This is a genomic window from Aureimonas sp. N4 (assembly GCF_001463925.1).
GTDB classification, from domain to species: Bacteria; Pseudomonadota; Alphaproteobacteria; order Rhizobiales; family Rhizobiaceae; genus Aureimonas; species Aureimonas ureilytica_A.
Genome location: NZ_BBWS01000006.1, coordinates 1 through 26320, shown reverse-complemented (window position 1 = coordinate 26320; position 26320 = coordinate 1). Strand labels below are relative to the sequence as shown.

General features: G+C 65.7%; 27 protein-coding genes, 1 tRNA gene and 1 pseudogene. 19 read left to right on the top strand and 10 right to left on the bottom strand.

The window, feature by feature from the left end; genetic code table 11:
- Window positions 1-156: 156 nt before the first annotated feature.
- Window positions 157-2649 (bottom strand): ABC transporter permease, encoded by a 2493-nt coding sequence (locus tag AUL28_RS01520; RefSeq protein WP_192843381.1) that lies wholly within the window; start codon window positions 2647-2649, stop codon window positions 157-159.
- Between the two features lie 98 nt (window positions 2650-2747).
- Window positions 2748-3482 (bottom strand): ABC transporter ATP-binding protein, encoded by a 735-nt coding sequence (locus AUL28_RS01515; protein ID WP_062230426.1) that lies wholly within the window; start codon window positions 3480-3482, stop codon window positions 2748-2750.
- 98 nt (window positions 3483-3580) lie between these two features.
- Here AUL28_RS01515 and AUL28_RS01510 point away from each other — a divergent pair, with 98 nt between their 5' ends.
- Window positions 3581-4234: an arylesterase gene (locus tag AUL28_RS01510; protein WP_062230425.1), complete on the top strand. Its 654-nt coding sequence runs from the start codon at window positions 3581-3583 to the stop codon at window positions 4232-4234.
- 10 nt (window positions 4235-4244) lie between these two features.
- On the opposite strand, the gene AUL28_RS01505 is transcribed toward AUL28_RS01510, so the two are convergent.
- The gene (locus AUL28_RS01505; protein ID WP_062230424.1) at window positions 4245-4865 is read right to left on the bottom strand and encodes a GNAT family N-acetyltransferase; all 621 of its coding nucleotides are present in this window, start codon (window positions 4863-4865) and stop codon (window positions 4245-4247) included.
- A gap of 234 nt (window positions 4866-5099) precedes the next feature.
- Here AUL28_RS01505 and thpR point away from each other — a divergent pair, with 234 nt between their 5' ends.
- The 6 genes from thpR to AUL28_RS01475 all read left to right on the top strand — a co-directional run bounded on the left by thpR (window position 5100) and on the right by AUL28_RS01475 (window position 9151).
- The gene (gene thpR, locus AUL28_RS01500) at window positions 5100-5693 is read left to right on the top strand and encodes an RNA 2',3'-cyclic phosphodiesterase (protein ID WP_062230423.1); all 594 of its coding nucleotides are present in this window, start codon (window positions 5100-5102) and stop codon (window positions 5691-5693) included.
- A gap of 90 nt (window positions 5694-5783) precedes the next feature.
- The gene (locus AUL28_RS01495) at window positions 5784-6254 is read left to right on the top strand and encodes a YkvA family protein (RefSeq protein WP_082640165.1); all 471 of its coding nucleotides are present in this window, start codon (window positions 5784-5786) and stop codon (window positions 6252-6254) included.
- Between the two features lie 288 nt (window positions 6255-6542).
- Window positions 6543-7043, top strand: a complete 501-nt coding sequence (locus AUL28_RS01490; RefSeq protein ID WP_374701398.1) for an invasion associated locus B family protein — start codon at window positions 6543-6545, stop codon at window positions 7041-7043.
- Window positions 7044-7258: 215 nt separating this feature from the next.
- Window positions 7259-8479, top strand: coding sequence for a 23S rRNA (adenine(2503)-C(2))-methyltransferase RlmN (rlmN, locus tag AUL28_RS01485; protein ID WP_062230422.1), 1221 nt, complete (start codon window positions 7259-7261; stop codon window positions 8477-8479).
- Entirely contained in the window at window positions 8476-8922 is a 447-nt protein-coding gene (locus AUL28_RS01480) for a hypothetical protein (RefSeq protein ID WP_062230421.1), read from the top strand. The genes rlmN and AUL28_RS01480 overlap by 4 nt, the downstream gene beginning before the upstream one ends.
- A gap of 4 nt (window positions 8923-8926) precedes the next feature.
- Complete coding sequence (locus AUL28_RS01475) at window positions 8927-9151, top strand: BrnA antitoxin family protein (RefSeq protein WP_062230420.1); 225 nt, start codon at window positions 8927-8929, stop codon at window positions 9149-9151.
- 50 nt (window positions 9152-9201) lie between these two features.
- Here AUL28_RS01475 and AUL28_RS01470 read toward each other — a convergent pair whose 3' ends face one another.
- Window positions 9202-9666, bottom strand: coding sequence for a GNAT family N-acetyltransferase (locus AUL28_RS01470; RefSeq protein WP_062230419.1), 465 nt, complete (start codon window positions 9664-9666; stop codon window positions 9202-9204).
- 180 nt (window positions 9667-9846) lie between these two features.
- On the opposite strand from AUL28_RS01470, the gene AUL28_RS01465 reads away from it, so the two are divergent.
- The gene (locus tag AUL28_RS01465; RefSeq protein ID WP_062230418.1) at window positions 9847-10506 is read left to right on the top strand and encodes a glutathione S-transferase family protein; all 660 of its coding nucleotides are present in this window, start codon (window positions 9847-9849) and stop codon (window positions 10504-10506) included.
- A 6-nt stretch (window positions 10507-10512) separates the two neighbouring features.
- Here the strand turns inward: AUL28_RS01465 and AUL28_RS01460 are convergent, their stop codons facing one another.
- Both AUL28_RS01460 and AUL28_RS01455 read right to left on the bottom strand, forming a co-directional pair.
- A complete protein-coding gene (locus AUL28_RS01460; RefSeq protein ID WP_062230417.1) occupies window positions 10513-10932 on the bottom strand; it encodes an EamA family transporter in 420 nt (139 codons plus the stop codon).
- 26 nt (window positions 10933-10958) lie between these two features.
- The gene (locus AUL28_RS01455) at window positions 10959-11597 is read right to left on the bottom strand and encodes a LysE family translocator (protein ID WP_062230416.1); all 639 of its coding nucleotides are present in this window, start codon (window positions 11595-11597) and stop codon (window positions 10959-10961) included.
- A gap of 661 nt (window positions 11598-12258) precedes the next feature.
- Here AUL28_RS01455 and AUL28_RS01450 point away from each other — a divergent pair.
- The 3 genes from AUL28_RS01450 to AUL28_RS01440 all read left to right on the top strand — a co-directional run bounded on the left by AUL28_RS01450 (window position 12259) and on the right by AUL28_RS01440 (window position 15618).
- A complete protein-coding gene (locus AUL28_RS01450; RefSeq protein WP_062230415.1) occupies window positions 12259-13134 on the top strand; it encodes a phosphatase PAP2 family protein in 876 nt (291 codons plus the stop codon).
- A 45-nt stretch (window positions 13135-13179) separates the two neighbouring features.
- A complete protein-coding gene (locus AUL28_RS01445; protein ID WP_062220034.1) occupies window positions 13180-14400 on the top strand; it encodes an argininosuccinate synthase in 1221 nt (406 codons plus the stop codon).
- Window positions 14401-14607: 207 nt separating this feature from the next.
- Window positions 14608-15618 carry an LLM class flavin-dependent oxidoreductase gene (locus AUL28_RS01440; RefSeq protein ID WP_062230414.1) on the top strand — a complete coding sequence of 337 codons (1011 nt, stop codon included), beginning with the start codon at window positions 14608-14610 and terminating at the stop codon, window positions 15616-15618.
- Between the two features lie 87 nt (window positions 15619-15705).
- Here the strand turns inward: AUL28_RS01440 and AUL28_RS01435 are convergent, their stop codons facing one another.
- A complete protein-coding gene (locus AUL28_RS01435; protein WP_244493378.1) occupies window positions 15706-16122 on the bottom strand; it encodes a MarR family winged helix-turn-helix transcriptional regulator in 417 nt (138 codons plus the stop codon).
- Window positions 16123-16360: 238 nt separating this feature from the next.
- Here AUL28_RS01435 and AUL28_RS01430 point away from each other — a divergent pair, with 238 nt between their 5' ends.
- The 7 genes from AUL28_RS01430 (at window position 16361) to ppa (ending at window position 24261) form a co-directional block, all read left to right on the top strand.
- Entirely contained in the window at window positions 16361-18424 is a 2064-nt protein-coding gene (locus AUL28_RS01430) for a M3 family metallopeptidase (protein ID WP_062230535.1), read from the top strand.
- Window positions 18425-18592: 168 nt separating this feature from the next.
- Window positions 18593-20422 (top strand): translational GTPase TypA, encoded by a 1830-nt coding sequence (typA, locus tag AUL28_RS01425; protein ID WP_058599424.1) that lies wholly within the window; start codon window positions 18593-18595, stop codon window positions 20420-20422.
- Between the two features lie 205 nt (window positions 20423-20627).
- Window positions 20628-21173 (top strand): PAS domain-containing protein, encoded by a 546-nt coding sequence (locus tag AUL28_RS01420; protein WP_058636449.1) that lies wholly within the window; start codon window positions 20628-20630, stop codon window positions 21171-21173.
- A 107-nt stretch (window positions 21174-21280) separates the two neighbouring features.
- Complete coding sequence (locus AUL28_RS01415) at window positions 21281-22321, top strand: zinc-binding alcohol dehydrogenase family protein (RefSeq protein ID WP_062230411.1); 1041 nt, start codon at window positions 21281-21283, stop codon at window positions 22319-22321.
- A 143-nt stretch (window positions 22322-22464) separates the two neighbouring features.
- Window positions 22465-22848: a PH domain-containing protein gene (locus AUL28_RS01410; protein ID WP_062220023.1), complete on the top strand. Its 384-nt coding sequence runs from the start codon at window positions 22465-22467 to the stop codon at window positions 22846-22848.
- Window positions 22849-23017: 169 nt separating this feature from the next.
- A complete protein-coding gene (locus AUL28_RS01405; RefSeq protein ID WP_058599420.1) occupies window positions 23018-23524 on the top strand; it encodes a GNAT family N-acetyltransferase in 507 nt (168 codons plus the stop codon).
- A gap of 161 nt (window positions 23525-23685) precedes the next feature.
- Window positions 23686-24261, top strand: coding sequence for an inorganic diphosphatase (ppa, locus tag AUL28_RS01400; RefSeq protein ID WP_058599419.1), 576 nt, complete (start codon window positions 23686-23688; stop codon window positions 24259-24261).
- Window positions 24262-24384: 123 nt separating this feature from the next.
- On the opposite strand, the gene AUL28_RS01395 is transcribed toward ppa, so the two are convergent.
- Window positions 24385-24681, bottom strand: coding sequence for a DUF167 family protein (locus AUL28_RS01395; protein WP_062230410.1), 297 nt, complete (start codon window positions 24679-24681; stop codon window positions 24385-24387).
- On the bottom strand, window positions 24681-24983 hold the full coding sequence (locus AUL28_RS01390; protein ID WP_058599418.1) for a YggT family protein: 303 nt from the start codon (window positions 24981-24983) through the stop codon (window positions 24681-24683). The genes AUL28_RS01395 and AUL28_RS01390 overlap by 1 nt, the downstream gene beginning before the upstream one ends.
- 174 nt (window positions 24984-25157) lie before the next feature.
- Here AUL28_RS01390 and AUL28_RS01385 point away from each other — a divergent pair.
- Window positions 25158-25233, top strand: a tRNA-Ala gene (locus AUL28_RS01385).
- 453 nt (window positions 25234-25686) lie between these two features.
- Here the strand turns inward: AUL28_RS01385 and AUL28_RS23490 are convergent.
- Window positions 25687-26320 (bottom strand): annotated as a pseudogene (locus AUL28_RS23490) (hypothetical protein); the annotation flags it as partial.

Here is a 26320-nt window from a genome sequence, read left to right as displayed (position 1 = left end):
CGGCCGGGCCTAGCTGGCGGGACGTCCAGCCAAGCCCTCTTGCCCTGAATATGCGAAGAGGAGCCGGAACGAACAAGGGCGGAAAGGGCCGCAGCGTGCCGTTTCGGGACGCTGCGGCCATTAAATTTCCTCCATCAGGCCAAATTGGGGGCCGGGTCAGAGTTCGCGCAGGACGGGCGCGGCCTTCTGGCCAAGCACCCGCCATGTGCCGGCAAGGCCGAAACCGACCGTCAGCACGAGGGCGACCGCGAGGACACCGAGCGCCACGCCGCCATCAAAAGCGAAGGGCAGGCGCATGACGCGGGCGAGCACGTACCAGGCCGCCAGCGCGCCCGCGCCGATGGCGAAGAGAGCCGTCGCCGCGCCGAGCGTCATATATTCCGTGACATAAGCCCGGATCAGCGTCCCGCGGGTCGCGCCCAAGGTTTTGAGCACCACGGCATCATGAACGCGCGTACGGTTGCCGGCGGCCAACGCTCCCGAGAGAACGAGGACGGAGGAGACCAGCGCCACGGCAGCCGCCGCGCGAATGGCGAGCGCGAGCTGAGCGACGAGCGCGTTCACGGCATCCAGCGCGTCCTTGACCCGAACCGTGGTTACGGCCGGGAAGCTGTTGGAAATGCCGCGCAAGACGGCGCGCTCGCCCTCGCTCGTCGCGTTCGGCATCTGAAGCGTGGCGAGCCAGGCATGGGGCGCGCCTGCAAACGTGTTGGGCGAGAAGACCATGACGAAGTTGATCGACATGGACTCCCATTCCACCGCCCGGAAATTGGCGATGCGCGCCGTGATCTCGCGGCCGAGCACGTTGACGGAGATTGTGTCGCCGAGCTTCAGCCCGAGTTCGCCGCCCTCCTTGGCCGAGAAGGACACGAGCGGCTCGCCGGCATAGTCCGCTGCCCACCACTGCCCTTGCGTGACCGTGGTGTTTTCGGGCGGCGCGGCGGCATAGGTCACGCCCCGGTCGCCGCGCAGCACCCAGGCCCCTTCGGGCGGCACCTGAAGCTGCGAGACATCGGTGCCGTTCAGCTTCACGATGCGCCCGCGCAGCATGGGCACGGCATCCAGCGAGGAGCCGGGCGCAAGCTCCGCGATGCGCCCACGGAACGGGTCGATCTCGGCGGACTGGATGTCCACGAAGAAGAAGTTCGGCGCGCGCGCCGCGATGCTGGTTCCGATCTCGCGCCGGAGCGCATTGTCGATCGTCGCCAGCGTGACCAGCAGCGTCAGGCCGAGTCCGAGCGACAGGACCACCGAATGGGTCAGCGCGCCCGGCCGGTGAATGTTGCCGATGGCCAAACGCAGCGGCGTGGAGCGCACGCGCGGCAGGCGCGCGGCGAGCGTGCGAATAGCGACCGAGACCAGTCTCAGGACGACGAAGGCGACGGCGGTCGCGACCAGAAACACCGAAGCGATGCGCTTGTCGCCCGCCATCACGAAGGCGAGACCCGCAATGCCGAGCGCCAGAGCGCCGGCTGTCAGCGCATAGCTCAGCCGCGTGCGCAGCGCGCCCGGCCCCTCGTTGGAGCGAAACAGGGCGGTGGCCGCAATGTCGCGCGTGCGCCCGAGCGGCAGGATGGCGAAGGCGAAGGCCGTGAGATAGCCGAAGGCGGTCGCGAGCAGGAGCGCGCCGGGATAAACCGACGGATGCGTCGAAACCGGGATATAGGCTTCCAGAAAGCCGGCCGCCGCAAAGGGCGCGAGCGCGCCAAGCACCAAGCCAGCCGCGATGCCGAGACTCGCCAGAAGCCCGATCTGGATGATATAGATCCAGACCACGAAGCCGCCGCCCGCGCCGAGACTCTTGAACGTGGCGATCACCGTGCGCTTGCCGTCGAGATAGGCCGACACGGCATTGGCGATGCCCACGCCCCCGACGATCAGGGCGGTGAGGCCGACCAGGGTCAGGAACTGCGAAAAGCGGTCGATGCTGCGCTGAAGCGAGGGCGCGGCCTCGCGCGCATCGCGAATGCTCCAGCCGGCCTGCGGAAACTCGGCCTTGGCCTGCGCCTCGATGCCGGCGGGGTCGAGCGCGGGGTCGGCGAAGCGCAGCTTGTAATCATATTCCACGAGCGAGCCCGGCTGGATCAGCCCGCTCGCGCGCAGCGCCTCGCCCGAGATGAGAAGGCGCGGCGCGAAGATAAAACCGTCCGACAGGACATCGGGCTCGCGGGTGAGCCGGCCGCGCAGTTCCACCTCGATGCCGCCGAGAAGCACGGTCGCACCGGGCTCGATGCCGAGACGGTCGAAGAATTCCGGCGCGGCGACGGCCCCGAAGCGGCCGTTCCGCTCTGCCAGGAGGTCGCCGAGCGGCGCGGCCGGGTCGGTTTCGACCGCCCCATAGAGCGGGTACTGCCCGTCCACCGCCTTGACCTCGGAGAGCGTCTGGTTGGTTCCATCGGGCAGGCGGGCCATGGAGCGCAGATTGGCGGTCTCGGCCAGCGTGCCGAAGCGGGCGAGGAAGCTCTTCTCGGCCTCGCTCGCCTCGCGCCCGTTGAGGCCGAAGCGCATGTCGCCGCCCAGAATCGTGCGCCCTTCCCGCTCGATGCCAGATGTCATCATCTCCGACACGGAGTTGACGGCGGCGATGGAGGCGACGCCGAGCGTCAGGCAGAGAAGGAAGATCACGAAGCCGCGCACGCCGCCGCGCATCTCGCGCAGCGCGAAACGCCAGGCGAGCTTCAACGTGCCGGAGGGGCGAGCGGGCGGCGAGATGGCAGCGCCGGCGGCCGGAACGCTGGCGGCGCGGCTCACCGCGCGGCCTCCGCCACCATCGGTTCCGGCATCGCCGAGGCGCGAGCGGGCGCGAAACCGTCGCGCTCGATTTCGCCCGAACGCACGGCGACCTCGCGCCCGCAGCGTGCGGCGAGCGTCTTGTCATGCGTGACGAGCACCATGGTCATGGCGCGCCGCTTCTGCTCGGCAAAGAGAAGATCGGCGATCTGCGCGCCCGTGTCGGCGTCGAGATTGCCGGTCGGCTCGTCCGCGATCAGGAGCGCGGGTTCGGGCGCCAGCGCGCGAGCCAGCGCCACGCGCTGCTGCTCGCCGCCCGACAATTCGCCGGGATAATGCGACACGCGCGCGCCGAGGCCGACGGAGCGCAACTCGGCCTCCGCCCGCTCGAAGGCGTTCCGATGGCCCGCGAGTTCCAGCGGCACGGCGACGTTTTCGAGCGCCGTCATGTTGGGAATCAGGTGGAAGGACTGGAAGACGATGCCGATATGGCGACCCCGGAACGCGGCGAGCTTGTCCTCGCTGAGGCCCTGAAGCGGCTGGCCCGCGATCTCCACCTCGCCCGTGTCGGCCCGCTCCAGACCGGCCAGCACCATCAGCAGCGTCGATTTGCCCGAACCGGACGGGCCGACGATGCCGACGCTTTCGCCGCGCACCACGTCGAGGTCGATTCCCTTGAGAACATGCACCGCGCCCCGGCCCTGGCCGAGCGTCAGATGAACCTTTCGTAATCGGATCGCCGGTTCTGCCACGCGCCTTGCCTTCCTATATGGCGATGGGACGGGGCCGGACGTGGGTCCGGTCGAACGCGGTCGCCAGAATTTCGCAGTCCTTGAGATATGGATGGCACATGGGTCGGTTCCAACAGCTTCTCGCCTTCGTGACGATCGGCCTCGCCAGTTGGGGCGCGCTCGCCCCCGCGCGGGCGCAATCGGCCGCGCCGACCGAACCCGCCGAGATCATCGCCTTTGGCGACAGCCTGTCGGCCGGCTACGGCGTCGGACCCGGCGAATCCTTTCCCGAACAGCTTCAGGCCGCGCTCGCCAAGGCGGGGCTGAACGTGAAGGTGGTGAATGCCGGCGTGTCCGGCGACACGACCACCGGGGGTCTTGCCCGGCTCGACTGGTCGGTGCCGACAAGTGCCGATCTCGTGATCGTGGAACTCGGTGCCAACGACGCGCTGCGCGGCATCTCGCCCGATGTCACCAAGCGCAATCTCGACGAAATCCTGAAACGCCTGACCGCGCGCCCAAACACGAAGGTCATCCTGGCCGGCATGATCAGCCCGCCGAACATGGGCGAGGACTACGCCCGGCGCTTCAACCCGATCTATGCCGAACTCGCCCAGACCTATGGCGTCGCCTATTACCCGTTCTTTCTGGACGGGGTGGCGTCCGTCGCGGCGCTGAACCAAGCCGACTATATGCACCCCAACAAGGACGGGGTGGCCGTGGTGGTGGAGCGGATGCTGCCGCTCGTCCAACAGGTCTTGGCGAAAGGTTAGACCGCTCGCGTCAGGCCCGGCGCAGGCGCAGATCGACGCCGGCCTCGGCGGCGATGCGATACAGCGCGCGGTCGGCGGCCGCGAGGCTGCGGGCGAAATGCTCCTCGCTCGCTTCCCGCAGGAGCGAGGCGAAGTCGCCGCCGGGATGGCGCAGTTCGGCAACCACCTCGCCCTCGGCAAACTGCAACTCGGCCTCGTGCCGGCGCGCGATCCTTTGCATGGCGACATTATCGCGCAGGCACTGAATTTTGAAATGCGGCAGCGCCGCATTGCGCGCGCCGTCCACCAGGCTGGAGAACAGGCGCGTTCCATAGCCCTGCCCCTGCCAGAGAGGCTCTAGGCTAAACGCGGCCTCGGGCATGGGCGAGTCGATCTCGCGCAGCTCCGCCACGCCGCGCAGCATGCGGTCGATGAACAGGCCCTTGGCCATGCCGCCCGGCCCCAACGTCGATTGGGCGTAGCGCGTCAGAAACCCGTCATTGGCCGCCGATCCGAAGCGCATACGCCGCGATTCACCGTCGAGGCGCAGAAGATGGGCCAGGAATTCCGCCCGGTCGGACCGGCGCAGACGCCGGATATGCACCGCCGCGTCGGACGGACCGGAGCGGTGGGGAGGCTGGATCAAGGACATGGCGAGAGACTGCGTGACAGGAGCCGAGACCGGGCTCGGGTTACCCATTGGTTAAGAGTGCAACGCAGCAACAGCAATCCGGCAACATGCATGGCTCCCATGCGTCACCTTGAAGTCAGGCGCGCGTGATGAACATCATGGAGATGAAATGGCATAGACGGCCATCGGCTCGCGGGGACGCCCGAAGGGACGCCCGGCATGAGATGGCCCCTCACAGCGGGAAGGATCTCACGCATGCCGCGACTTTTCACCGCCCTCGAGATCCCGCGCGACGCCGCGCTGAGCCTGTCTTTCCTGCGCGGCGGCCTGCCGGCCGCGCGCTGGATCGACGCCGAGAACTACCACATCACCCTGCGCTTCTTCGGCGATGTCGATGCGCGCACGGCCGACGAGTTGGTCGCCGGGCTGGACCGGGTGCATCGGGCGTCCTTTCCTCTCGCTCTGCGCGGCATGGGAGCCTTCGGCTCCAAAAAGCCGCATTCGGTCTATGCGGGCGTCGAGCCCTCGCGCGCGCTCGACCATCTGCATGACGAGATGGACAAGCTGGCCCGGCGCGTCGGGCTCGCCCCCGATCCGCGCCGCTTCACGCCGCATGTGACGCTCGCCCGACTGCGCAACGCCAAGGACGAGGATGTCGCCCGCTATCTCGCCGGTCGGGGCGATTTTCGCACCGCGCCCTTCACGGTCGGGCGCTTCGTTCTCCTGTCCTCGCGCGATTCGGTGGGCGGCGGGCCTTATGTCCTGGAAGAAGCCTTCCCGCTGAAAGGCGGCTCGACCGCGCGCGAAGCGTCGCTCGGCGGCGCGTTTCTGGAACCCGCCTTCCGCTGATCGCGTCTTTCGGGGGCGGGCCGCTCGGGCCCGCTTTCGAAACGCGAAAGCCCGCCCCATATCGGTCGGGTCTTCAGGAGAAAGCGCGGTATGAGCGACAAAGGCGACGAGATGTCCGAGATCCCCGCAGGCACGGCACCGGCCGGCACGCTCGCGCCCCTGCCGGAGGGGCTGGTCGGCGAAATCCTGCCGCCGGGCTCCGAGGCCGAGCAGCGCCAGCAGGAGGCCAGCGTGCGGCGTGGCTTCTTCAAGACCATGAAGCGCGCCATGCGCCATATCCCCTTTGCCGAGGATGTCGTCGCGTCCTACTACTGCGCGCTGGATTCCAAGACGCCGGCGGCCTCGCGCGGCATCCTTCTGGCCGCGCTCGCCTATTTCGTGCTGCCCTTCGACGCGATTCCCGATTTCATCGTCGGCCTTGGCTATACCGACGACATGGCCATTCTGCTCGCCGCCTTCACGGCCGTGCGCAACAACATCCGCCCCGAGCATTACGATAAGGCGCGTGAGGTGCTGACGCCGGACGAAGCGCCGGGCGAGGGGCAAGCGAAACAGGTGTGAACCTGTCGGCTCGGCGCTCCCTAGCGCGGCGGGCCGGTTTTCTCCCCGGTCTCAACACACTGATGCCCCATTTACCCGCTTCCACGAGGCTTCACCGCCTTCGAAGGACCGGCCGAACCGGCTGGGCGATCGGGGCCGGACACGGGTTTGCGACCATTCCCGCCCTCCGGTTTCCAGATCGTTTACCCTGTGGAAAGGGGTTTCGTTCACCATACGCACGATGAATTCGTGCGGATTCGAACGGATCGAAGCGCGCGGCGATCGGGTTTGCGACAGGAGAGGATCTCCATGAAACATCTACTGACGGCTGCAGCGGCTCTGCTCCTGCTCTCGGGTGCGGCACAGGCTGCGCAGACGCCGACGCGCATGAGCCAGTTCAACGACTGGGGCAGCTATTCCTACGATGCGAGCGGCGGCAAGGTCTGCTACGTCCTCTCGACGCCCAAGACGATGCAGCCCGCCAGCGTCGATCATGGCGACATCTTCTTCCTCGTCTCGCAGAAGCCGGGCGCCAAGACCTCCTACGAGCCGCAGGTCGTGATGGGCTATCCGCTGCGCGAAGGCTCCAAGGTCGTGGTGGATGTGGACGGCAAGAAGTTCAACATGTTCGTGCGCGGCGAAAGCGCCTGGATGGAGAACGCCGCCGAAGAACCCAAGCTCGTGGCGGCCCTCAAGAACGGCAAGTCGCTGAAGGTGGACGCGGTGTCCCAGCGCGGCACCAAGACCAACTACACCTATTCGCTCGCCGGCGTGACGGCGGCGCTGAACTCCATCACCAAGTGCAAGTAAGCACAGGCTGCGAATTTTTCGCAGCCTGACCCAGGCATCTCCCAAGCCGGCCTCGGACAGTTCCGAGCCGGCCTTTTCGCGTTCGAAATCAAGCTTGAAGCTCGGGGGGACTTGCGATTTCGGCCAATTGGGCTCATTTGATCTCGATCCGAGCCTGACCGACCTTTTTGAGACCAGCGTGGCCCCGCACGATGCCGCGCGACGGGATTTGCCCCATGAGCGCGACGATCGACCTTACCGACGCCACCCATCGCCCCCGCCCGGCCGCGCCGGCCGAGCCCTCCGCGGCCAAGCGTTCGCTGCTTGGCCTGTCGCGCGAGGACATGGGCGCGGCGCTGATCGAGGCTGGCATTCCCGCCAAGCAGGCGAAGATGCGCGTCCAGCAGCTTTGGCACTGGCTCTATGTGCGCGGCGTCTCGGACTTCGGCCAGATGGCCAATGTCTCCAAGGATCTGCGCGCGGCGCTGGATGAGCAGTTCGAGATCCGCCGGCCCGAGATCGTGGAAGAGCAGATTTCGGTCGATGGCACGCGCAAGTGGCTGTTCCGCTTCCCCTCGCGCGGGGCCGGCCGGCCGGTCGAGATCGAGACCGTCTATATCCCCGAGGAAGGGCGCGGCACGCTCTGCGTCTCGTCCCAGGTCGGCTGCACGCTGACCTGCACCTTCTGCCACACGGGCACGCAGCGCCTCGTGCGCAATCTGGAGCCGTCCGAGATCGTCGGGCAGGTTCTGACGGCGCGCGAGCGCCTGGGCGACTTTCCCGATGCGTCCACCCCGCAGGGCGCGATCGTGCCGTCCGACGGCCGGCTCGTGTCGAACGTCGTGATGATGGGCATGGGCGAGCCGCTCTATAACTACGACAACGTCAAGTCGGCTCTGTCGGTCGTCTCGGACGGGGACGGGCTGGCGCTCTCCAAGCGCCGCATCACGCTCTCCACCTCCGGCGTCGTGCCGATGATCCCGAAGACGGGTGAGGAGATGGGCGTCATGCTCGCCATCTCGCTCCATGCGGTGACGGACGAGTTGCGCGACGTGCTCGTGCCCATCAACAAGAAATATCCGATCAAGGAACTGATGGACGCTTGCCGCGCCTATCCGGGCCTCTCCAACGCGCGGCGCATCACCTTCGAATATGTGATGCTGAAGGGCGTCAACGACAGCCTGGCCGACGCGCGCGAGCTTGTGCGCCTGCTGAAGGGCATTCCGGCCAAGATCAACCTGATCCCGTTCAATCCCTGGCCGGGCTCGCCCTATGAATGCTCGGACTGGGAGCAGATCGAGCGCTTCGCCGAACTCGTCAATCAGGCCGGCTACGCTTCGCCGATCCGCACGCCGCGCGGTCGGGATATCTTCGCCGCCTGCGGGCAGCTGAAGTCCGAGTCCGAGCGCATGAAGCGCGGCGACCGTCTGGCGCTGGAGGCGGCTGTCGCGGTGTGAGCGCCGTCCTGCGCATTCTGTTCCTGATCCCGATGGGCTTCGTTCTCGCCTGCTGCGCGGGGGCGGCGGCGCTGATCCTGCCCTTCGTGGAACTGCCCGGTGCCGCGCTGAGCAACCCCGCGCAAATCGCCGATCTCGTGTTCCTGTTCACCTTGCAGGCCGCGCAGGTCGGATGGACGGCGCTGGTGCCCTTTCTGGTCTTTCTGGTGTTGAGCGAGGCGCTGCGCCTGCGCTCCATTCTGATCCATCTCATCGCGGGTCTCGTCGGCGGGGCCATCGCCGCCCATGCCGGCACGGCCGCCACCGACATGCGAGTGCAGACCGCGACGATCGTCGCCGGGCTTGCCTTCGCCCTCACCTACTGGATCGTGGCCGGCCACGGCGCGGGCCGCCGCCGCCCAGCCGTTGCCCGCCTTCCCCCCGCCGCCCCTTCGAAGGACTGACCCGATGGCCCGACGCCCGATCAACCCGCGCGATGCCGCCGAGGCGGCGTTCAAATCCGCGACCACCAAGCCCGTCGCCCGCGTGGCGGAAGCACCGCGCGTGCCGGGTGTGAAGGAAAGCGTGACACTGCGCCTCGACGCCGACGTTCTGGAGAAGTTTCAGGAAGACGGCCCCGGCTGGCAGGACCGCATCAACGCCGCCCTGCGTCAGGCGGCCGGGCTGGACTAAGAGGAACGCCACCTCTTCGCTCCCGCAAGAGCGAGGTGCCTGCCGCGAGATCAGATCGCGTTTCCCCAGCCGTAATAGGTGATGGAATAGAAGCGCTGCGGATGCGGGGCATGGCGCAGGAGCGTCAGGCCCGACGCCTCGTAGAAGGCGCGCGCCCGCGTGTTGGCCGAGATCGTGTAGAGCGTGAAACCCTCCGGCATCGCCGCCTTGGCATGGTCCAGAAGTGCCGCCCCGACGCCCTGCCCCAGCGCCTCCGGATGCACGAAGAGCTGATCCAGCATCGCCTCGGCGGGTTTCAGCGCGGCAAAGCCAAGAATCTCATCCCTCCGTTCCGCCAGTGTCACGCGCCAGCCCGACACCCATTCGACATCCAGCCGCGCTCGCAGAGCCGCCCGACTCGGCATGGCCGGAAGGCCGACCGAGGGAAGGCTGGCGCTGGCGTGCCAGACGGCGTTGACCGCCTCGCGATCGGCATCCGTCGCGAGACGAAGGTGAAAAGTGGGAGCGTCATTCATGACGCGACGTTCGGCCAGAACGGGCCGACGCGCAAGCCGTCCTAGCTCTTGCCCCTCCATCCTCTTTTGCTAGCACCGCCCTAGCTCTACGGCTTCACAGGGGTCGCCCATGCGCTACCCGCGGCGCGAGCGCGCGGCGCAGGTTCAGGCGCATCGGACGGCAGGGAAGCCGAGGCGCAGATGATCACGATCCACCATCTCGAAAACTCCCGCTCGCAGCGCATCCTCTGGCTGCTGGAGGAGTTGGGCCTGCGCTACGAGGTGAAGTCCTACAAGCGCCTTCCCTCGCTCGCCGCGCCGCGGGAACTGAAACAGGTCCACCCGCTCGGCAAGTCGCCCGTTCTCACCGATGGCGGCCTGACGCTCGCCGAAACGGGTGCGATCGTCACCTATCTTACCGAGACCTATGGCGCGGGCCGTCTCCAGCCCGATCGCGGCTCGCCCGAATGGTGGCGGATGCAGCATTTCCTGCATCATGCCGAGGGCTCGGCCATGCCGCCGCTTTTCATGAAGCTCGTCTTCGCCCGCATCCCAGCCCAAGCCCCGTTCGTCGTGCGCCCGGTCGCCAAGGCGCTGATGCGCGGGGTGGACCGGCATTTGCTCGCGCCACGCCTCGCCGATCTCTTCGATTATTGGAATGCGGCGCTGGCGGACACGGGCTGGTTCGCCGGGCGGGACCTGACGCTCGCCGACATCATGATGAGCTTTCCGCTAGAGGCGGCGGGCTCGCGCGTCGGCTTCGAAGGCCGGCGGAACCTGCCCGCCTTTCTGGAGCGCATCCACGCCCGCCCGGCCTACGGAGCAGCCCTCGCGCGCGGCGGGCCTTATGCCTATGCGTGAGGTCCGCTAGCGCCAGGCCACCAGAACCGCGCCGAGCGCAATTAGTGCGACACCGGCCCAGCCGGTGAGGCTCAAGCGCTCCGACAGGAACAGGACGCCGAAAACGGCCACGAGCACGACGGACAGCTTGTCGATCGGCGCGACCTGAGCCGCTTGGCCCATCTGGAGCGCGCGGTAATAGCAGAGCCAGGATGCGCCCGTCGCGAGGCCGGACAGAGCGAGAAAGGCGAGCGAGCGGCCGGGCAGTTCGGCCGGGCTGCGCCAATGGCCACCGGCGCTCACGATGCCCGCGATCAGCATGAGGATCACCAGCGTACGCAGGAAGGTGGCGTAGTCGGACTGGATGCCGGACACGCCGATCTTGCCGAAGATCGCCGTCAGCGCCGCGAAGGCGGCGGAGGCCAGCGCCCAACCGAACCAGCTCATGACGAACGCTGTTCGCCCGGCGCCCCTCAGGCGCGCGCCAGGAGGATGTGGACCGCGAAGGCGGAGAAGACCGAGGCGAACACCCAGTCGATCGCGCGCATGACGCTCGGCTTCTGCTTGAGCGTGGCGGCGATGCTATCGGCCGCGAAGATCATGCCGGTCGACATGGGCACGGCGATCACGATGAAATACACGCCTAGGAAGAAGAGCTTCTGCCCGGCATAGGGATCGCCCGCCGCCACGAAGGGCGGCAGGAAGGTGACGAAGAACAGGATGATCTTCGGGTTCAGAAGATTGATCCCGACGCCCGTGAGCCAGTTGCGGAAGAAGGATTGCGGCGGCACGGCTTCCTTGTCCAGCGAGAAGGACGAACCGTTGCGGATCGCCCCGAAGGCGAGCCAGGCGAGATAAGCCGCGCCCGCGACCTTCAGCGCCAGAAAGGCTTCCGGCGAGGCCGCCACCAGCGCCGACAGGCCGATCGCGGCCGCCGTCGTATGGACGAGAACGCCCGAGCAGGCCCCTAGCATGGCGGCGATTCCGGCCCGCCGCCCCTGCGCGAGGGTGCGCCCGAGGAACAGGGTCATGTCCGGGCCGGGCGTGACCGTGAGAACGATCGCGGCCAGCGTGAAGGCGAGCAGGGCGGAGGATTCGGGCAGAAAGGTCAAGAGCGTGTCTTTCGAGCGCGAGGCCCTTTGGATTCGCGCGAAACCGACCGGCTGGCAACCGGAATCTTGCGGGCGGCAATTCCGTGTGGCGGCGGCTGGCTGAAGCTTGGCGACGGGGCACGGCGCGGCATCATCAGGATGAACTCTGCCCAACGGCTCGAGGGCAGCGGACGACCTCCATCATATCGGCCTGTGCGGTCTCGGGTTGGTTGACACCGCCCTCCCTATCAGCGGAGGCGCGGCACAGGTTCGGTTCCACGCCAACGTGAGGGACCGTTTCCTCGCCTGCCCTTCGCTCGAGATTCCCGTCAGGGGACAGCCTGCGACCATGCGCTCCGCTGGCGGGGGCAAGCGCCTGCAGGCTGAAGGCCGAGCAGCGCCCTGACCGAACCCAAGGCGCCGGAAGGATGGTGACGACCTCTGTTTTGCGGCCCCTCGACACGGCACCGCCTTCCACTCCGGCGGTTGCGTGGGGCAGAGCAGCGACGCCCCCTTCGGACCGATTCTACTTTTCCTCCTAGATGATATTCAGTATCTCTAAGTATTCTTCATAAACATGACATCGATTTAATAAAAAGCCTTAAGCCGCCTCTGGTATTGGGACCCTGCTTCGCGCGGATTCTCCCGCGCCTCATAGGAAATCGACAACGGGAGCGGGCGGATGATCTGGGCGGATGGGTCGGCTTTCGATCGGTGCAGACCCCGCATCCGTACGCCCGCGCGGCGACACCCTCTCCGCGCCGCTCTGGCGCTCGCGCAAGGCGCGCCGGTCGCCACGCTCCTCGTGCTTCTGGCCCTCGCCAGCCTCACCTTCGCCCTCTTTCCGGGGCTGGACCTCGCCGTATCCGGCCTTTTCGCCGTTCCGGGCGAAGGCTTTCCGCTGGCGCGCAACGAGACGCTGCTCGCCATTCGCGATCTCAACCGCGCCTTGCCGATCTGGATCGCGGTCGCCCTTCTGGTGGCGCTTCTCGGGCGCGGCGTCTGGGGTGCTCGCTCTCGCCTTCCCCCGCCCCACGCCTTGCTTCATGTGCTCGGCGTCTATCTCGTTGCTTGCCTTGGCATCGTCCATATTCTGAAGAACACGATGGGCCGCGCGCGGCCGGAGCATATTCTTCTCTTCGGCGGCAACAAGACCTTTACTTTGCCCTGGCAGATCTCGAACGCCTGCCACAGCAATTGCTCCTTTTCGTCCGGCGAGGCGGCCTCGGCCATGGCCATGCTGGCGCTGGCCTATCTCGCGCCGCGCGGCTGGCGGGCGCCGGTCGCTCTCGCCCTCGCGCTGCCCGGCCTCGTCTTTTCGCTCAATCGCATTGCCTTCGGCAGCCATTTCCTGTCCGACGTCGTGATCTCCTGGCTGATCGTCGCCACCACGATTTTGGCGCTGCGCTCGATCACCCATGCCTATGGCGCGCGGATCGACGCCGGTGTGGACGGGCAATGGCGCGAGCCGCTGCTCGGCGCGGCCCGGCATGTCGCCTCGACCGGCCGAATGGCATGGGTGCGGACGCGCTGGCTCTTTCTTCGCGCCGCCGCCTGAGATAAGCCCCAGGGCAGTTTCATCTTTCCGGGGACTTTCCGAAACATGGCTCTTCCGCGCGACGTCAAGAAGGTGGTTCTCGCCTATTCCGGCGGCCTCGACACCTCGATCATCCTGAAATGGCTCCAGACGGAGCTGGGCGCCGAGGTCGTCACCTTCACCGCCGATCTCGGCCAGGGCGAAGAGCTGGAGCCCGCGCGCCGCAAGGCCGAGATGCTCGGCATCAAGGAGATCTTCATCGAAGACGTGCGCGAGGAATTCGTGCGCGACTTCGTGTTCCCGATGTTCCGTGCCAACGCCGTCTATGAGGGCGTCTATCTGCTCGGCACCTCGATCGCCCGCCCGCTCATCTCCAAGCACCTGATCGAGATCGCCAAGCGCACCGGCGCGGACGCCATCGCCCATGGGGCGACCGGCAAGGGCAACGATCAGGTCCGCTTCGAGCTTTCGGCCTATGCGCTGAACCCCGACATCAAGATCATCGCCCCCTGGCGCGACTGGAGCTTCAAGTCGCGCACCGACCTTCTGGAGTTCGCCGAGCAGCACCAGATTCCGGTCGCCAAGGACAAGAAGGGCGAGGCCCCCTTCTCGGTGGACGCGAACCTCCTCCATTCCTCCTCAGAGGGGAAGGTGCTGGAAGACCCGAGCGTCGAGGCGCCGGAATATGTCCATATGCGCACGATCTCGCCCGAGGCCGCGCCCGACAAGGCGACCATCATCACGGTCGGCTTCGAGCGCGGCGACGCCGTGTCGATCAATGGCGAGCGCCTGTCACCTGCCACGCTGCTCGCCAAGCTCAACGATTTGGGCCGCGACAACGGCATCGGCCGTCTCGATCTGGTCGAGAACCGCTTCGTCGGCATGAAGTCGCGCGGCGTCTACGAGACCCCCGGCGGCACGATCCTGCTGGCCGCGCACCGCGCCATCGAGAGCATCACGCTGGATCGCGGCGCGGCGCATCTGAAAGACGATCTGATGCCGCGCTATGCCGAGCTGATCTATTACGGCTTCTGGTTCAGCCCCGAGCGCGAGATGCTCCAGGCCTTGATCGACAAGAGCCAGGAGCATGTCGAGGGCGAGGTGACGCTGAAGCTCTACAAGGGCAATGTCATGGTCACCGGCCGCACAAGCCCCAAGTCGCTCTACTCCGACAAGCTCGTCACCTTCGAGGACGACCAGGGCGCCTACGACCAGAAGGACGCGGCCGGCTTCATCAAGCTGAATGCGCTCCGCCTGCGCACGCTCGCCAAGCGCAACGGTCTCTGATCCCATCCCCTGAGAGACGAGGCCGGCGGAGCGATCCGTCGGCCTTTTGCATGGCATCGAACGCGTTCGATGCCGCTCTGCTGGAGGCGCAAGCGCCCGGCGCAGCCAGCGCCGCATCGGCCTTCGCGGCCGCCCGCTTTCGCTCCCCGGTCTTCACATCGTCCACCATCCTCCCCACTTGGGAGAAAACCATATGGTGACCGAACGATGATTCCCTATTCCGTTCTCGACCTTTCGCCAATTCCGGACGGCAGCACAGCCGCCGATGCGCTGAGCAACACCTTGGACCTCGCACGCGAGACCGAGCGGCTCGGCTACAACCGTTTCTGGCTGGCCGAACACCACAACATGACGGGCATTGCCAGCGCGGCGACGGCGGTGGTGATCGGCCATGTCGCGGCCGGCACCAGCCGCATCCGCGTTGGTGCGGGCGGCATCATGCTGCCGAACCATGCGCCGCTGGTGATCGCCGAACAGTTCGGGACGCTGGCCACGCTCCATCCCGGCCGCATCGATCTGGGTCTCGGCCGTGCGCCGGGCACGGATATGCTGACGGCCCGTGCGCTACGCCGAAACCTGGAAAGCTCCGACAATTTTCCGCAGGATGTGGTGGAATTGATGAGCTATTTCGACGAGGCCGCGCCGCACCAGCGACTGCGCGCGGTGCCGGGCGTCGGCACCCATGTGCCCGTCTGGATTCTCGGCTCCAGCCTCTACGGCGCACAACTCGCCGCCCATCTCGGCCTGCCCTATGCCTTCGCCTCCCATTTCGCGCCGGGCGCGCTGGAGGATGCGATCGAGGTCTATCGCCAGACGTTCCGGCCTTCGCCGACGCTGGACAAGCCCTATTTCATGCTGGCGGCCAATGTCTTCGCGGCCGAAACGGACCGGGAGGCGCTGCGCCTCAAGAGTTCCATGCAGCAGGCCTTCGCCAATCTGCGCTCGGGCCATCCCGGCCCGCTTCCCCGCCCCGTGGACGATATCGACGCGGTGATCGACCCCGCCTTCCGGCCGGGTGTGGATGAGGCGTTGCGTGTGTCGGTGTCGGGTTCGCGCGAGACGGTTCAGACGGGGCTCGCCACATTGATCGAGCGCTACAAGCCGGACGAACTCATCCTGACCGGGCAGATCCACGACCACCGGGCCAGAGTGCGCTCCTTCGCCATCGCGGCCGAAGCGATGTTGTCTCTGGGCGCGTCGGCCATGGCGGCCGAATAAGCGGCATTGTTGCCGCTACAAGGAGAGGGCGGCATCCTTGCCGCCTGAGAGACGCCAGCGGCCGGAACCGCCGGGTATACGGTAGGGTCAGAGCACCGCGAGCGGCGTGTTGCCGATGGCGGACGCGGAGGCGCAGACGAGTTGTGGGTCGGACACGAGATTGGCGCGCAGCTTTTCCAGGCCCTTGGTCACGGCCAGGGTCTCGTCTTCGCTCATGCCCTGCATCAGCTGATGCAGGATACGCCCGAACAGCGGCTCCAGCTCGCTCATCATGACGAAGGCTGCGTCGGTCGGCTCGATCAGCTTGGCGCGCCGGTCGCTGGAATCCATCATGCGCTTGATGAGACCGCGCGCTTCGAGACGATCGAGATAGGCCGAAAGCGTCATCGGCTCGACGCCCATTCGCTCGGCCAGAAGCGCCTGACGGGAGCCGCGAAAGCGCAACACATGCGTCAAAGCGCGGATCTCGCCCGGCGTCAGACCGAATCCACTGTCGCTGACCATTCGTTCGAAATACTGACGAAACAATCTAGATGTATCTGTCAGCAAGAACCCGAACATATTCCCTGTTGTAAGCTCAGACACGTCGCGACCACGCTCCTCAGGGTCACTTATAATAGACCCAAATTACTAAATTTTTTGTAATCTTCCGAAGACTTGCCTAATGTCCTAACCAGAAGTCCTTTCTAAGGGAAAGCACTTATCGACCTAACCGTGTTCCAACCTAATGAAAAGCCTGCAAATGATCGAACCTGCTCCCCTCGAACAAAAGATTGCCGAATTCGACGTTCGTGTGGCCTTCGAATCACCGGAAACCCTTCCGCATTTCGACGCGCTGTTGCCCCAGGACTTCACCCAAGGATTCGATCGGGGGATCGGGCTGCACGCCGAGGAAATCGATGCCATTGCCGCGGACCCGGCAGAGCCTGATTTCGACAATACGATTCTGGCTATGGAGCGGTCGGGACGCGCACTCAGCCGCATCGCGTCGCTGTTCTACGCTCTGGCCGGCGCTCATACAAATGACGATCTGCAGACAGTGGAACGCACTGTTTCGCCTCAGCTTTCGCGCCATTCCTCTCGCATCACGCTGAACGCCGCCTTGTTCGCACGGATCGATCATGTCTTCGCGCGGCGCGCCGATTTCGGCCTTTCGCCCGAGGCTCTAAGGCTTCTGGAGCGCACGCATTCCAGCTTCGTGCGCTCGGGCGCCAAGCTTCAGGGCGAGGCGCGCGAGCGCCTGTCCGACATCAACGCCCGGTTGGCGGAACTGGGAACCCAGTTCTCGCAGAACGTGCTGCATGACGAGCGCGCCTTCGCGCGTCCCGTGGAGGAGGCGGACCTGGTCGGCCTGCCCGGATTTCTCCTCTCCTCGATGCGGGATGCCGCCGAGGAGCGCGGCTTGACGGGCCACGTCGTCACCCTGTCACGCTCCGTGATTGTCCCCTTCCTGATCTTCTGCCCGAATCCTGCGCTGCGCACCGAACTCTTCGCGGCCTGGACGCGGCGCGGCGAGATGGACGCGGCGCATGACAACCGCCCGCTCATCACCGAGATGCTGAGCCTGCGCGCCGAAAAGGCCAAGCTCCTCGGATTCGAGAGTTTCGCGCATTACAAGCTCGACGACACGATGGCCAAGACCCCGGCCAACGTGGAAGCGCTGCTGACGCGCGTCTGGGAGAAGGCGCGGGACGCCGCGCTACGCGATGCCGAGACGCTGCGCGCCTTGGCGGCCGACAGCGGCGCGAACGCGCCCTTCACGGCGGCGGACTGGCGCTACTGGTCGGAGAAACGTCGGCACGCCGAATTCGCCATCGATGAAAGCGCCCTCAAGACGTATTTCACGCTGGACCGGATGATCGAGGCGGCCTTCGACGTGGCGAACCGCCTGTTCGGCCTGCGCTTCGAGCCCCTGCCCGGTCTCAAGGCCTGGCACCCGGACGCGCGCGGCTGGCGCGTTCTCGATCGGGACGGGACGGCGCGCGGCCTCTTCATCGGCGATTATTTCGCCCGCGCCTCCAAACGCTCCGGCGCCTGGATGAGCGCTCTGCGCTCGCAGCACGGGATCGACGGCGGCCAGACGCCGGTGATCTACAATATCTGCAACTTCGCCAAGCCGGCCAAGGGCGAGCCGGCGCTGCTCTCGGTGGACGACGCGCGCACGCTGTTCCACGAGTTCGGCCACGCCCTGCACGGGCTCCTGTCGGATGTGACCTATCCCTCGCTCGCCGGCACCGCCGTCTCGCGCGATTTCGTGGAACTGCCCTCGCAGCTTTTCGAGCACTGGCTGGATGTGCCCGAGATTCTGGAGCGTCATGCGCGCCATGCGGTGACGGGCGAGCCGCTCCCGCAAACGGAGGCCGACAAGCTCAAGGCCGCGCGCACCTATGATGCCGGGTTCAACACGGTGGAATACACGTCCTCCGCTCTCGTGGATCTCCTGTTCCACCAGGAGGGAACGGCCCCCGCCGACCCGATGGCGCGCGAGCGCGAGATTCTGGAGGGGCTCGGGATGCCGGCGGAAATGGTGATGCGCCATCGCTCGCCGCATTTTGCTCATGTCTTCTCGGGCGATGGCTATTCGTCGGGCTATTACTCCTACATGTGGTCGGAAGTCCTAGATGCGGACGCCTTCGAGGCCTTCGAGAAAACCGGCGATGCATTCGACCCCGAAACGGCCCGCAAGCTTCGCGACTTCATCTACTCGGCTGGCAATAGCGACGACCCGGCCCTTCTTTACGAACGGTTCCGGGGGCGCGCGCCGGACCCGGACGCCATGATGCGCAAGCGCGGCTTCGCCGCCTGAGGGGCATGATCGGGAGCCCCGGCGAATCTGCAAGGGAGGGTCTTTGCCGACCCTCCCTTTCGCTTTTGCGAAAAATCCGTTATGAAGCGACCCAATGACCGCGAAATGGTGGGCCGTTTCCTTGAGACGCGCCCTTTGCCGCGTTCCAACTCCTTTCGGTGAGCCTTCATGAAGCTTCGCAACATCGCGATCATCGCGCACGTCGACCATGGCAAGACGACACTGGTCGACAAGCTCCTTGCCCAGTCCGGCGCGTTCCGCGAGAACCAGCGCACCGAAGAGCGGGCGATGGATTCCAACGACCTCGAAAAAGAGCGTGGCATCACCATTCTCGCCAAGGCGACCTCGGTGGTGTGGAAGGATGTCCGCATCAACATCGTGGACACGCCGGGACACGCCGATTTCGGCGGCGAGGTCGAGCGTATCCTGAACATGGTGGACGGCGCGGTCATCCTGGTGGATGCCTCCGAAGGCCCGATGCCGCAGACCAAGTTCGTGCTCGGCAAGGCGCTCAAGGTCGGCCTCAAGCCGATCGTCGCCATCAACAAGATCGACCGCCCGGACGAGCGCCACGAAGAGGTTCTGAACGAAATCTTCGATCTCTTCGTCAATCTCGACGCGACCGAAGATCAGCTCGACTTCCCCGTCGTCTACGGCTCGGGCCGCGGCGGCTGGATGGCCGATGCGCCCGATGGTCCGCAGGACAAGGGCCTGGAGCCGCTGTTCGACCTCATCCTGAAGCACGTTCCCGAGCCGGACACGGCCAGCAAGGACGAGCCGTTCAAGATGATCGGCACGATCCTGGAAGCCAACCCCTTCCTGGGCCGCCTCATCACGGGCCGCATCCAGTCCGGCTCGATCAAGCCGAACCAGGCCGTCAAGGTTCTGAACGGCGAAGGCCAGCTGCTGGAATCGGGCCGCATTTCCAAGATCCTCGCCTTCCGGGGTCTGGAGCGCACGCCGATCGACTACGCCGAGGCGGGCGACATCGTCGCCATCGCCGGCCTCCAGAAGGGCACGGTCGCCGACACGTTCTGCGATCCGCAGGTGAACGAGCCGCTCGTCGCGCAGCCGATCGACCCGCCGACCGTGACCATGAGCTTCATCGTCAACGATAGCCCGCTTGCGGGCACCGAAGGCGACAAGGTGACGAGCCGCGTGATCCGCGACCGTCTCTTCAAGGAAGCCGAGGGCAATGTCGCGCTCAAGATCGAAGAATCCGAGGACAAGGACTCGTTCTTCGTCTCGGGTCGCGGCGAACTTCAGCTTGCCGTTCTGATCGAGACCATGCGCCGCGAGGGCTTCGAGCTCGGCGTGTCGCGTCCCCGCGTCGTCATGCAGAAGGACGAAGCGACGGGCGAGACGCTGGAGCCGATCGAAGAGGTCGTTATCGACGTCGACGAGGAGCATTCGGGCGTCGTCGTTCAGAAGATGAGCGAGCGCAAGGGCGAGATGAAGGAGCTGCGTCCTTCGGGCGGCGGTCGCCAGCGTCTGGTCTTCCTCGCGCCGACGCGCGGCCTGATCGGCTACCAGTCGGAACTCCTGACCGACACGCGCGGCACGGCGATCATGAACCGCCTGTTCCACTCCTACGCCCCCTACAAGGGCGAGCTGCCGGGCCGCAACAACGGCGTCCTCATCGCCAACGCGGCGGGCGAGGCCGTGGCTTACGCCATGTTCAACCTCGAAGATCGCGGTCCGATGGTGATCGATCCCGGCGTCAAGGTTTATGCCGGCATGATCATCGGCATTCACTCGCGCGACAACGATCTGGAAGTGAACGTCCTCAAGGGCAAGCAGCTCACCAATATCCGCGCCGCCGGCAAGGACGAGGCCGTGCGCCTCACCACGCCGATCCGCATGACGCTGGACCGCGCTCTCTCCTGGATTCAGGACGACGAGCTGGTCGAGGTGACGCCCAAGAACATCCGCCTGCGCAAGCTCTATCTCGACCCGAACGAGCGCAAGCGTTTCGAAAAGAGCCGTAAGGTCGCCTGAGGCTTCTGGTCGATCTGTAAAACTCGAGGGGACGCGGCGTTCGGCCGCGTCCCTTTTTTGTTGGCTGAATGTTTATAAACCCTAACGCGCTTTACTTTCCGGCGGGAAAATTATTCGCCTATCGAACTTTTTCGTGCAGTTGGCTTCACCCCGCGCGGAATGCGTTTCAAGTAGGACTTGTCGTGTCTGCGGGACTTGGAACATCATGCCTCATTCCTCAGTCCTACCGTCGATCTCTCTTCCGACCGGCATAACGGGTACATGGCGCTGGGATTTCGACGCCGGTCTGTTCTTTGCCGATGAGCGCGTTTGCCGGTTGTTCGACCTCCCCGCCGCCTGGGGCCGACTGGGCGTTTCATCCGAGCGCTTTCTCGAACAGCTTCATCACCAGGACCGGGTGTCCCTGACGGCGCGCGTGGCGGCCGTTCGCCGACGGCAGGATCCGTTTTTCGAGATTTATCGCGTGCTCGGTCCGGCCCAGAGCGTGATCTGGGTGCGAAGCTTCGGCCTGCCGGTACGCGAGGCGGATGGGAGCTGCCGGTCCTACGTCGGCCTCATCCTCTCCGCGCGTCCCTCGCTGGCCGTCTCCGAAGCCCCGGAAGACGAACTCGTGGATACGCTGATTCGAGCCCATGATCTGGCGGAAGGCCTGGGCCTCGATATCGTCTCGCGCCTGCTTCAGGTCGTGCTTCTGGAAACGGGCCGGCAGATCGCAACGAACATGACACAGGATGCCCCGCCCTCCGGCTGACGCCGCCCAACGGTTTTTGACGCCATCCCGCTTGATCCCACCTCGCCCCGCGATAGCTCGAAGTGGAACGAGAGACAGGACGCGTCGAGGCTGAAGGACAGGACACCATGCGGGCAGTCGGATATGAAACCTCGCCTCCCGACAAGGCCGTCGAGCATCTGAGCGATCTCGATCTGCCGCGCCCGCTTCCCACGGGCCGCGATCTTCTGGTGCGCGTGGAAGCGGTCTCGATCAATCCGGTGGACACAAAGCAGCGCGGACCGCTGGACGATCCCGGTCGCTTCCCGCGCGTTCTGGGCTTCGACGCCAGCGGCGTGGTGGAAGCGGCGGGTGACGACGCGACCCTGTTTCGGCCGGGCGACGCTGTCTTCTATGCCGGCGCGGTGGATCGGCAGGGCTCCAATGCCGAGTTCCAGCTGGTGGACGAGCGCATCGTGGCGCGCAAGCCGGATCGCCTGGATTTCGCGGACGCCGCGGCGCTGCCGCTGACCGCCATCACGGCTTGGGAAACCCTGTTCGACCGGTTCCGCATTCAACCCGACGAGACCGAACGCGGCACGCTTCTGGTGATCGGAGCCGCCGGCGGGGTCGGCTCCATCGCCACGCAGCTGGCGCGCCAGTTGACGGCGCTCACCGTGATCGGCACGGCCTCGCGCGAGGAGACCCGCGCCTTCGCCCTGGAGCATGGCTGCCACCATGTGATCGATCATTCGCGGCCCATGGCCCCGCAGATCGCCGAACTCGGCCTCGGGCCGGTGGACTATGTTTTCGCCCTGACCCAGACCCCTGCACATATGAATGACATCGGAGCGCTGATCCGCCCGTTCGGCGAACTCTGCGTGATCGACAGCGCCGCGCTGGACCTCGCGCCGATCCGCTTCAAATCCGTTTCGCTGCATTTCGAGTACATGTTCACGCGGCCTCTCTTCCAGACCGCCGACATGATCGAGCAGCATCGGCTCCTGTCGGAGATTTCGCGATTGGTGGATGCCGGGCGGCTTCGCTCGACCCGCACGCGCACGCTTTCCCCGATCTCGGCCGCGACGATCCGCGAGGGCCACGCGCTCAGCGAAACCGGCACGATGCTCGGCAAGGTCGTCGTCGCCGGCTGGCCGGAGCGGGAGGACAAGGGCGCCAGCAGCGCTTGATCGCCGGGCGCGCCGACCTCGCCACCCGCACGGTTTCGTGACCGGGGAATGTCGCGGATCGGCTCGCGCTTGAAGTCCGGTGCTCCCATCTCCTTCGCGACCGCCCGGCGGAGCGGATGGAATTTCCAACGGAGACCAGAACCATGGGCTTTCTCAACGGGCTTCTCGGCCTTGCCAGCGATCTCGATGTCGGCAGCCTGTCGAGGGAACTGGAGCCGGTTCTCCTGCCCAACGAAGGGATCGAGATCGCCTTTCAGCTGATGCGGGACCAGCTCGTCTTCACCGACCGGCGCGTCATCCTGATCGACAAGCAGGGCATGACCGGGCGCAAGCGTCAGTATCATTCGATCCCCTATCGCGCCGTCACCATGTTCTCAGTGGAAACCGCCGGCTCGTTCGACACGGATGCCGAATTGCGCATCTGGGTGTCGGGCCAGACCCAGCCCTTCACGCAGAACCTGTCGCGCGGGGCCAACATTGCCGGCATTCAGAAGGCGCTGGCGGGCGGCGTGCTCGGGCGCGGCTGAGGGTCTGGCGAAGCGCGAAGCAGACGAGGCATTTTCGCGCGCGTCAAGCCGTTGCCGAGCCGGCGTCGAGGGGGTACGACCCTTCCCGATGAACCATGCTCTTGCCGAATCGCCGCGTGATTTTTTATCCCGCGCAGGATCGGAAATCGCCCATCATGGTTAATGCCAGATGAAGACGATCGCCGCAGAGATCCGATTGGCCGAGGCCCGCGACGCGGCGGGTCTTTCCCGTACACACGAAGCGTCTTGGCGCGGCACCTATGCCGGGCTGATCCCCCACAAGGCTTTGTCGCGCATGATCGAGCGCCGCAATCCGGCTTGGTGGGAGAGCGCGATCCACAACCAGGCGACCATTCTCGTCTTGCAATATGGGGGCGAAATGGGCGGCTATGCGACGCTCGGGCGAAACCGCACGCGCGCGCTGGGCGTGGAGGGCGAAGTCTACGAGCTTTATCTCCGGCCCGAGTTCCAGGGCATCGGATACGGGCGGCGGCTCTTCTCGGCCGCGCGCATGTTGCTCCGCTCGCGCGGCCTGACCGGGACGGCCGTCTGGGCGCTCGAGGACAATGACGGCGCGGTTCGCTTCTACGAGGCGGAAGGGGGTCTCGACGTCGCCTCGGGCACTGAAACCTTCGAGGACGTGACCCTGCGCAAACTGGCCTTTACCTTCGCCTGAGGCGGGTTTCCGATCGGGGTTCGAGAGGGCGAGGTCGGCGTCGCCTTCGTTTGAGACTGGCCCGCGCCGATCTTAACCTTCCAGCAAGGAAATCAGGGCCTCCAATTGCCTCGGGGCCGGCGAGCGGTTAGACACGCGCGACGCTTTCGAGGAGTTTTCCCATGCGCATCGACGCCATCGCCCGGGGCACGAACCCACCCGAGGACATCAACGTCATCATCGAGGTGCCGGTCGGCGGCCATCCGATCAAGTACGAGATGGACAAGGAGTCCGGCGCTCTCTTCGTCGATCGCTTCCTGTACACGCCGATGACCTATCCCGGGAACTACGGCTTCGTTCCCCACACGCTGTCGGACGATGGCGATCCGATCGACGTTCTCGTTTGCTCGACGCGCCCGCTCTTCCCGAGCTGCGTGATCAACTGCCGCCCGATCGGCGTCCTCAAGATGGAGGACAACAAGGGTCTGGACGAGAAGGTCATCGCCGTTCCCTCACCGGCCCTGACGCAGCGCTACGTGAAGGTCGAGGAATATACCGACCTGCCGGAAATCACGCTCAAGCAGATCGAGCACTTCTTCGAGCACTACAAGGATCTGGAGCCCGGCAAGTGGGTGAAGATCGGCGGCTGGGGCGATGCGGCCGAAGCGCGCAAGCTGATTTCCGAAGCTGTGACGCGCTATGACGAAGCGTCCGAAAAGGAAAAGAACAAGACGCCGGTCGGCCAGGAAAACGCCTGATCGCCTGCTCCCATTGAGCCTGACAAATTGAAAAGGCGCGGGGCTCCGATCGAGCCTCGCGCCTTTTACGTTCCGACATTGTGGAAGCACCGAAGCCGGTCTCGTACGCCCGAACGGCGGACCTCAGGCGCTCGGGGAGGAGTGGGTGAGCGGATGGGCGCGCAGCGCCTCGTTCAGCCTCGCCTCGTCGCCCTCGAAGCGCAACCGCTTTTCCCGCCCCTTGGAGCCCGAGGCGATCGAGAGGCTGGATCTCGGAACACCGAGACCGTCCGCGATCACACGGATCAGGGCCTCGTTGGCGAGCCCCTTTTCCGGCACGGCCCGGACCCGCGCCTCGATGCGCCACCCTTCGGGCGACGCCTCGATCCGGTCGATCCGATCGCTCGACGCGCGCGGCGTCAGGCGCACGGACAGAAGCATCAGATGCCCGCGCGGTAGATCGCCGGCACGATGTAGAGATAGATCAGCTGCTGCAGGAAGAAGATCGCAATCAGCACCACGAGCGGCGACAGGTCGAGTCCGCCGAGATTGGGGAGCATATTGCGGATCGGCCGATAGAGCGGCTCCGTCATGCGATTGAGCGTATCGGTGACCGTGCGCACGAAATTGTTGCGATAGTCGAGAATGTTGAAGGCCAGCAGCCAAGACAGGATGGCCGAGACGATAATGATCCACCAGAGGATGTTGAGGATCAAAAGAACGACCTGAACGACGGCAAGCATGGGGAGCCTCTGGCTGATGAACCTTATGTGCTATCGCACAATCGGTCAGGGAGATGGGGATTTTCCTAACGCAGCGCATCGCCATGCCGCCAATTTGAAGGCCGTGGGCCGAATCAGATGTGGCCGCTTGACAGTTGCCCCCTCCCCGATCTAAATCCGCTCTCACCGGTGGACGGGGCTGTAGCTCAGTTGGGAGAGCGCGTCGTTCGCAATGACGAGGTCAGCGGTTCGATCCCGCTCAGCTCCACCATTTCACCGGCCTTCCAGACAGAATCGAAGTCAAGCAAGCGAAGCCGCTCCGTGTGTCGAGCGTGGCCGGGTTGCTGTCGCGCGGCGGGCGCGGGAATTGGCCTTCAGGCTCCGCTTCCCCGGTTTGCTCGGCGCCTTCCCCACGCGCCAGGACGCTTGATGAGCGCTGGCGCGTCTGGCCTGCGATCATTCACCGCGCGTATAGGTCTGCTGGCAACACGACGGGTAGAGCCAACAAGTGCCTTTCCGATGTCGCGAGGCTTCCGATGCAGTGGGTGCCAGCGGCAAGGCCTAGGATTGGCAACGAATCGACGGCGAAAAGCCGCCGGCCCGCCCCAAACCCCTCTCCAGCCAACGAGTCTCCAGAGAGACCCTCAACGCAGACAGATCCATCTGAAACGACACAGGCCGGACTGCTGCGCGCCCGGCCTGTCCTGATAGGGATTTGCGCGCCTCAGCGACTCATGCGCTCGAACCCGTCTCCGCCGTCGAGATCCAGCGAGAAGCCGCTGCTGCTCGCCGGCTTGGCCGCCGCAAAGCCCGCCGCCTGCGCTTGAAGCGAATGGACGGGATTGGAGGCCGGGCCGCTTTCGAACAGATCGTCATCGACGGATGCCAGTTTCACCGGTGCCTTGGCGGGGCGCGCAGACTTGGGCGCGGCGGCGGAGGCCGATGCGGCGGGCTTTGCGGCAGGCGCGGCCGTCGCCTTGGTCACCGTTTTGACCGGGGATGCCGGCTTGCGCGCGGTCTTGCGCGCTTCGGTCTCGCGGTTGGTCGCTTCGATCTCCAGCGCTTCGGCCTGGATCAGCGCGTCGCGCTCGGCATCCGTCATGCGGAAGTAGCCCGCGCGCTCTTCGAGGCGGCCCGCTTCGGACGCCAGTTGCTCGGCGGTCGCGGTCATCTCGTTGGCCGCGCCGGCATTGGCCTGCGTCACCTGATCCAGCTGCCCGATCGCCTGATTGATCTGCTCGATGCCGATCGACTGTTCGCGGCAGGCCGCTGAAATCTCGGAGACCAGCTCCGCCGTCTTTTTGATGTCCGGCACCAGCTTTTCCAGACGCGAGCCGGCATCCTCGGCGACGATCAGT

Bases quoted from the DNA above. Each gene is read 5' to 3' on its own strand.
- AUL28_RS01520 (WP_192843381.1), bottom strand. From the start codon at position 2,649: ATGCGCGGCGGCGTGCGCGGCTTCGTGATCTTCCTTCTCTGCCTGACG.
- AUL28_RS01510 (WP_062230425.1), top strand. From the start codon at position 3,581: ATGGGTCGGTTCCAACAGCTTCTCGCCTTCGTGACGATCGGCCTCGCC.
- AUL28_RS01505 (WP_062230424.1), bottom strand. From the start codon at position 4,865: ATGTCCTTGATCCAGCCTCCCCACCGCTCCGGTCCGTCCGACGCGGCG.
- thpR (WP_062230423.1), top strand. From the start codon at position 5,100: ATGCCGCGACTTTTCACCGCCCTCGAGATCCCGCGCGACGCCGCGCTG.
- AUL28_RS01495 (WP_082640165.1), top strand. From the start codon at position 5,784: ATGAGCGACAAAGGCGACGAGATGTCCGAGATCCCCGCAGGCACGGCA.
- AUL28_RS01490 (WP_374701398.1), top strand. From the start codon at position 6,543: ATGAAACATCTACTGACGGCTGCAGCGGCTCTGCTCCTGCTCTCGGGT.
- rlmN (WP_062230422.1), top strand. From the start codon at position 7,259: ATGAGCGCGACGATCGACCTTACCGACGCCACCCATCGCCCCCGCCCG.
- AUL28_RS01475 (WP_062230420.1), top strand. From the start codon at position 8,927: ATGGCCCGACGCCCGATCAACCCGCGCGATGCCGCCGAGGCGGCGTTC.
- AUL28_RS01470 (WP_062230419.1), bottom strand. From the start codon at position 9,666: ATGAATGACGCTCCCACTTTTCACCTTCGTCTCGCGACGGATGCCGAT.
- AUL28_RS01465 (WP_062230418.1), top strand. From the start codon at position 9,847: ATGATCACGATCCACCATCTCGAAAACTCCCGCTCGCAGCGCATCCTC.
- AUL28_RS01460 (WP_062230417.1), bottom strand. From the start codon at position 10,932: ATGAGCTGGTTCGGTTGGGCGCTGGCCTCCGCCGCCTTCGCGGCGCTG.
- AUL28_RS01450 (WP_062230415.1), top strand. From the start codon at position 12,259: ATGATCTGGGCGGATGGGTCGGCTTTCGATCGGTGCAGACCCCGCATC.
- AUL28_RS01445 (WP_062220034.1), top strand. From the start codon at position 13,180: ATGGCTCTTCCGCGCGACGTCAAGAAGGTGGTTCTCGCCTATTCCGGC.
- AUL28_RS01440 (WP_062230414.1), top strand. From the start codon at position 14,608: ATGATTCCCTATTCCGTTCTCGACCTTTCGCCAATTCCGGACGGCAGC.
- AUL28_RS01435 (WP_244493378.1), bottom strand. From the start codon at position 16,122: ATGGTCAGCGACAGTGGATTCGGTCTGACGCCGGGCGAGATCCGCGCT.
- AUL28_RS01430 (WP_062230535.1), top strand. From the start codon at position 16,361: ATGATCGAACCTGCTCCCCTCGAACAAAAGATTGCCGAATTCGACGTT.
- typA (WP_058599424.1), top strand. From the start codon at position 18,593: ATGAAGCTTCGCAACATCGCGATCATCGCGCACGTCGACCATGGCAAG.
- AUL28_RS01420 (WP_058636449.1), top strand. From the start codon at position 20,628: ATGCCTCATTCCTCAGTCCTACCGTCGATCTCTCTTCCGACCGGCATA.
- AUL28_RS01415 (WP_062230411.1), top strand. From the start codon at position 21,281: ATGCGGGCAGTCGGATATGAAACCTCGCCTCCCGACAAGGCCGTCGAG.
- AUL28_RS01410 (WP_062220023.1), top strand. From the start codon at position 22,465: ATGGGCTTTCTCAACGGGCTTCTCGGCCTTGCCAGCGATCTCGATGTC.
- AUL28_RS01405 (WP_058599420.1), top strand. From the start codon at position 23,018: ATGAAGACGATCGCCGCAGAGATCCGATTGGCCGAGGCCCGCGACGCG.
- ppa (WP_058599419.1), top strand. From the start codon at position 23,686: ATGCGCATCGACGCCATCGCCCGGGGCACGAACCCACCCGAGGACATC.
- AUL28_RS01395 (WP_062230410.1), bottom strand. From the start codon at position 24,681: ATGCTTCTGTCCGTGCGCCTGACGCCGCGCGCGTCGAGCGATCGGATC.
- AUL28_RS01390 (WP_058599418.1), bottom strand. From the start codon at position 24,983: ATGCTTGCCGTCGTTCAGGTCGTTCTTTTGATCCTCAACATCCTCTGG.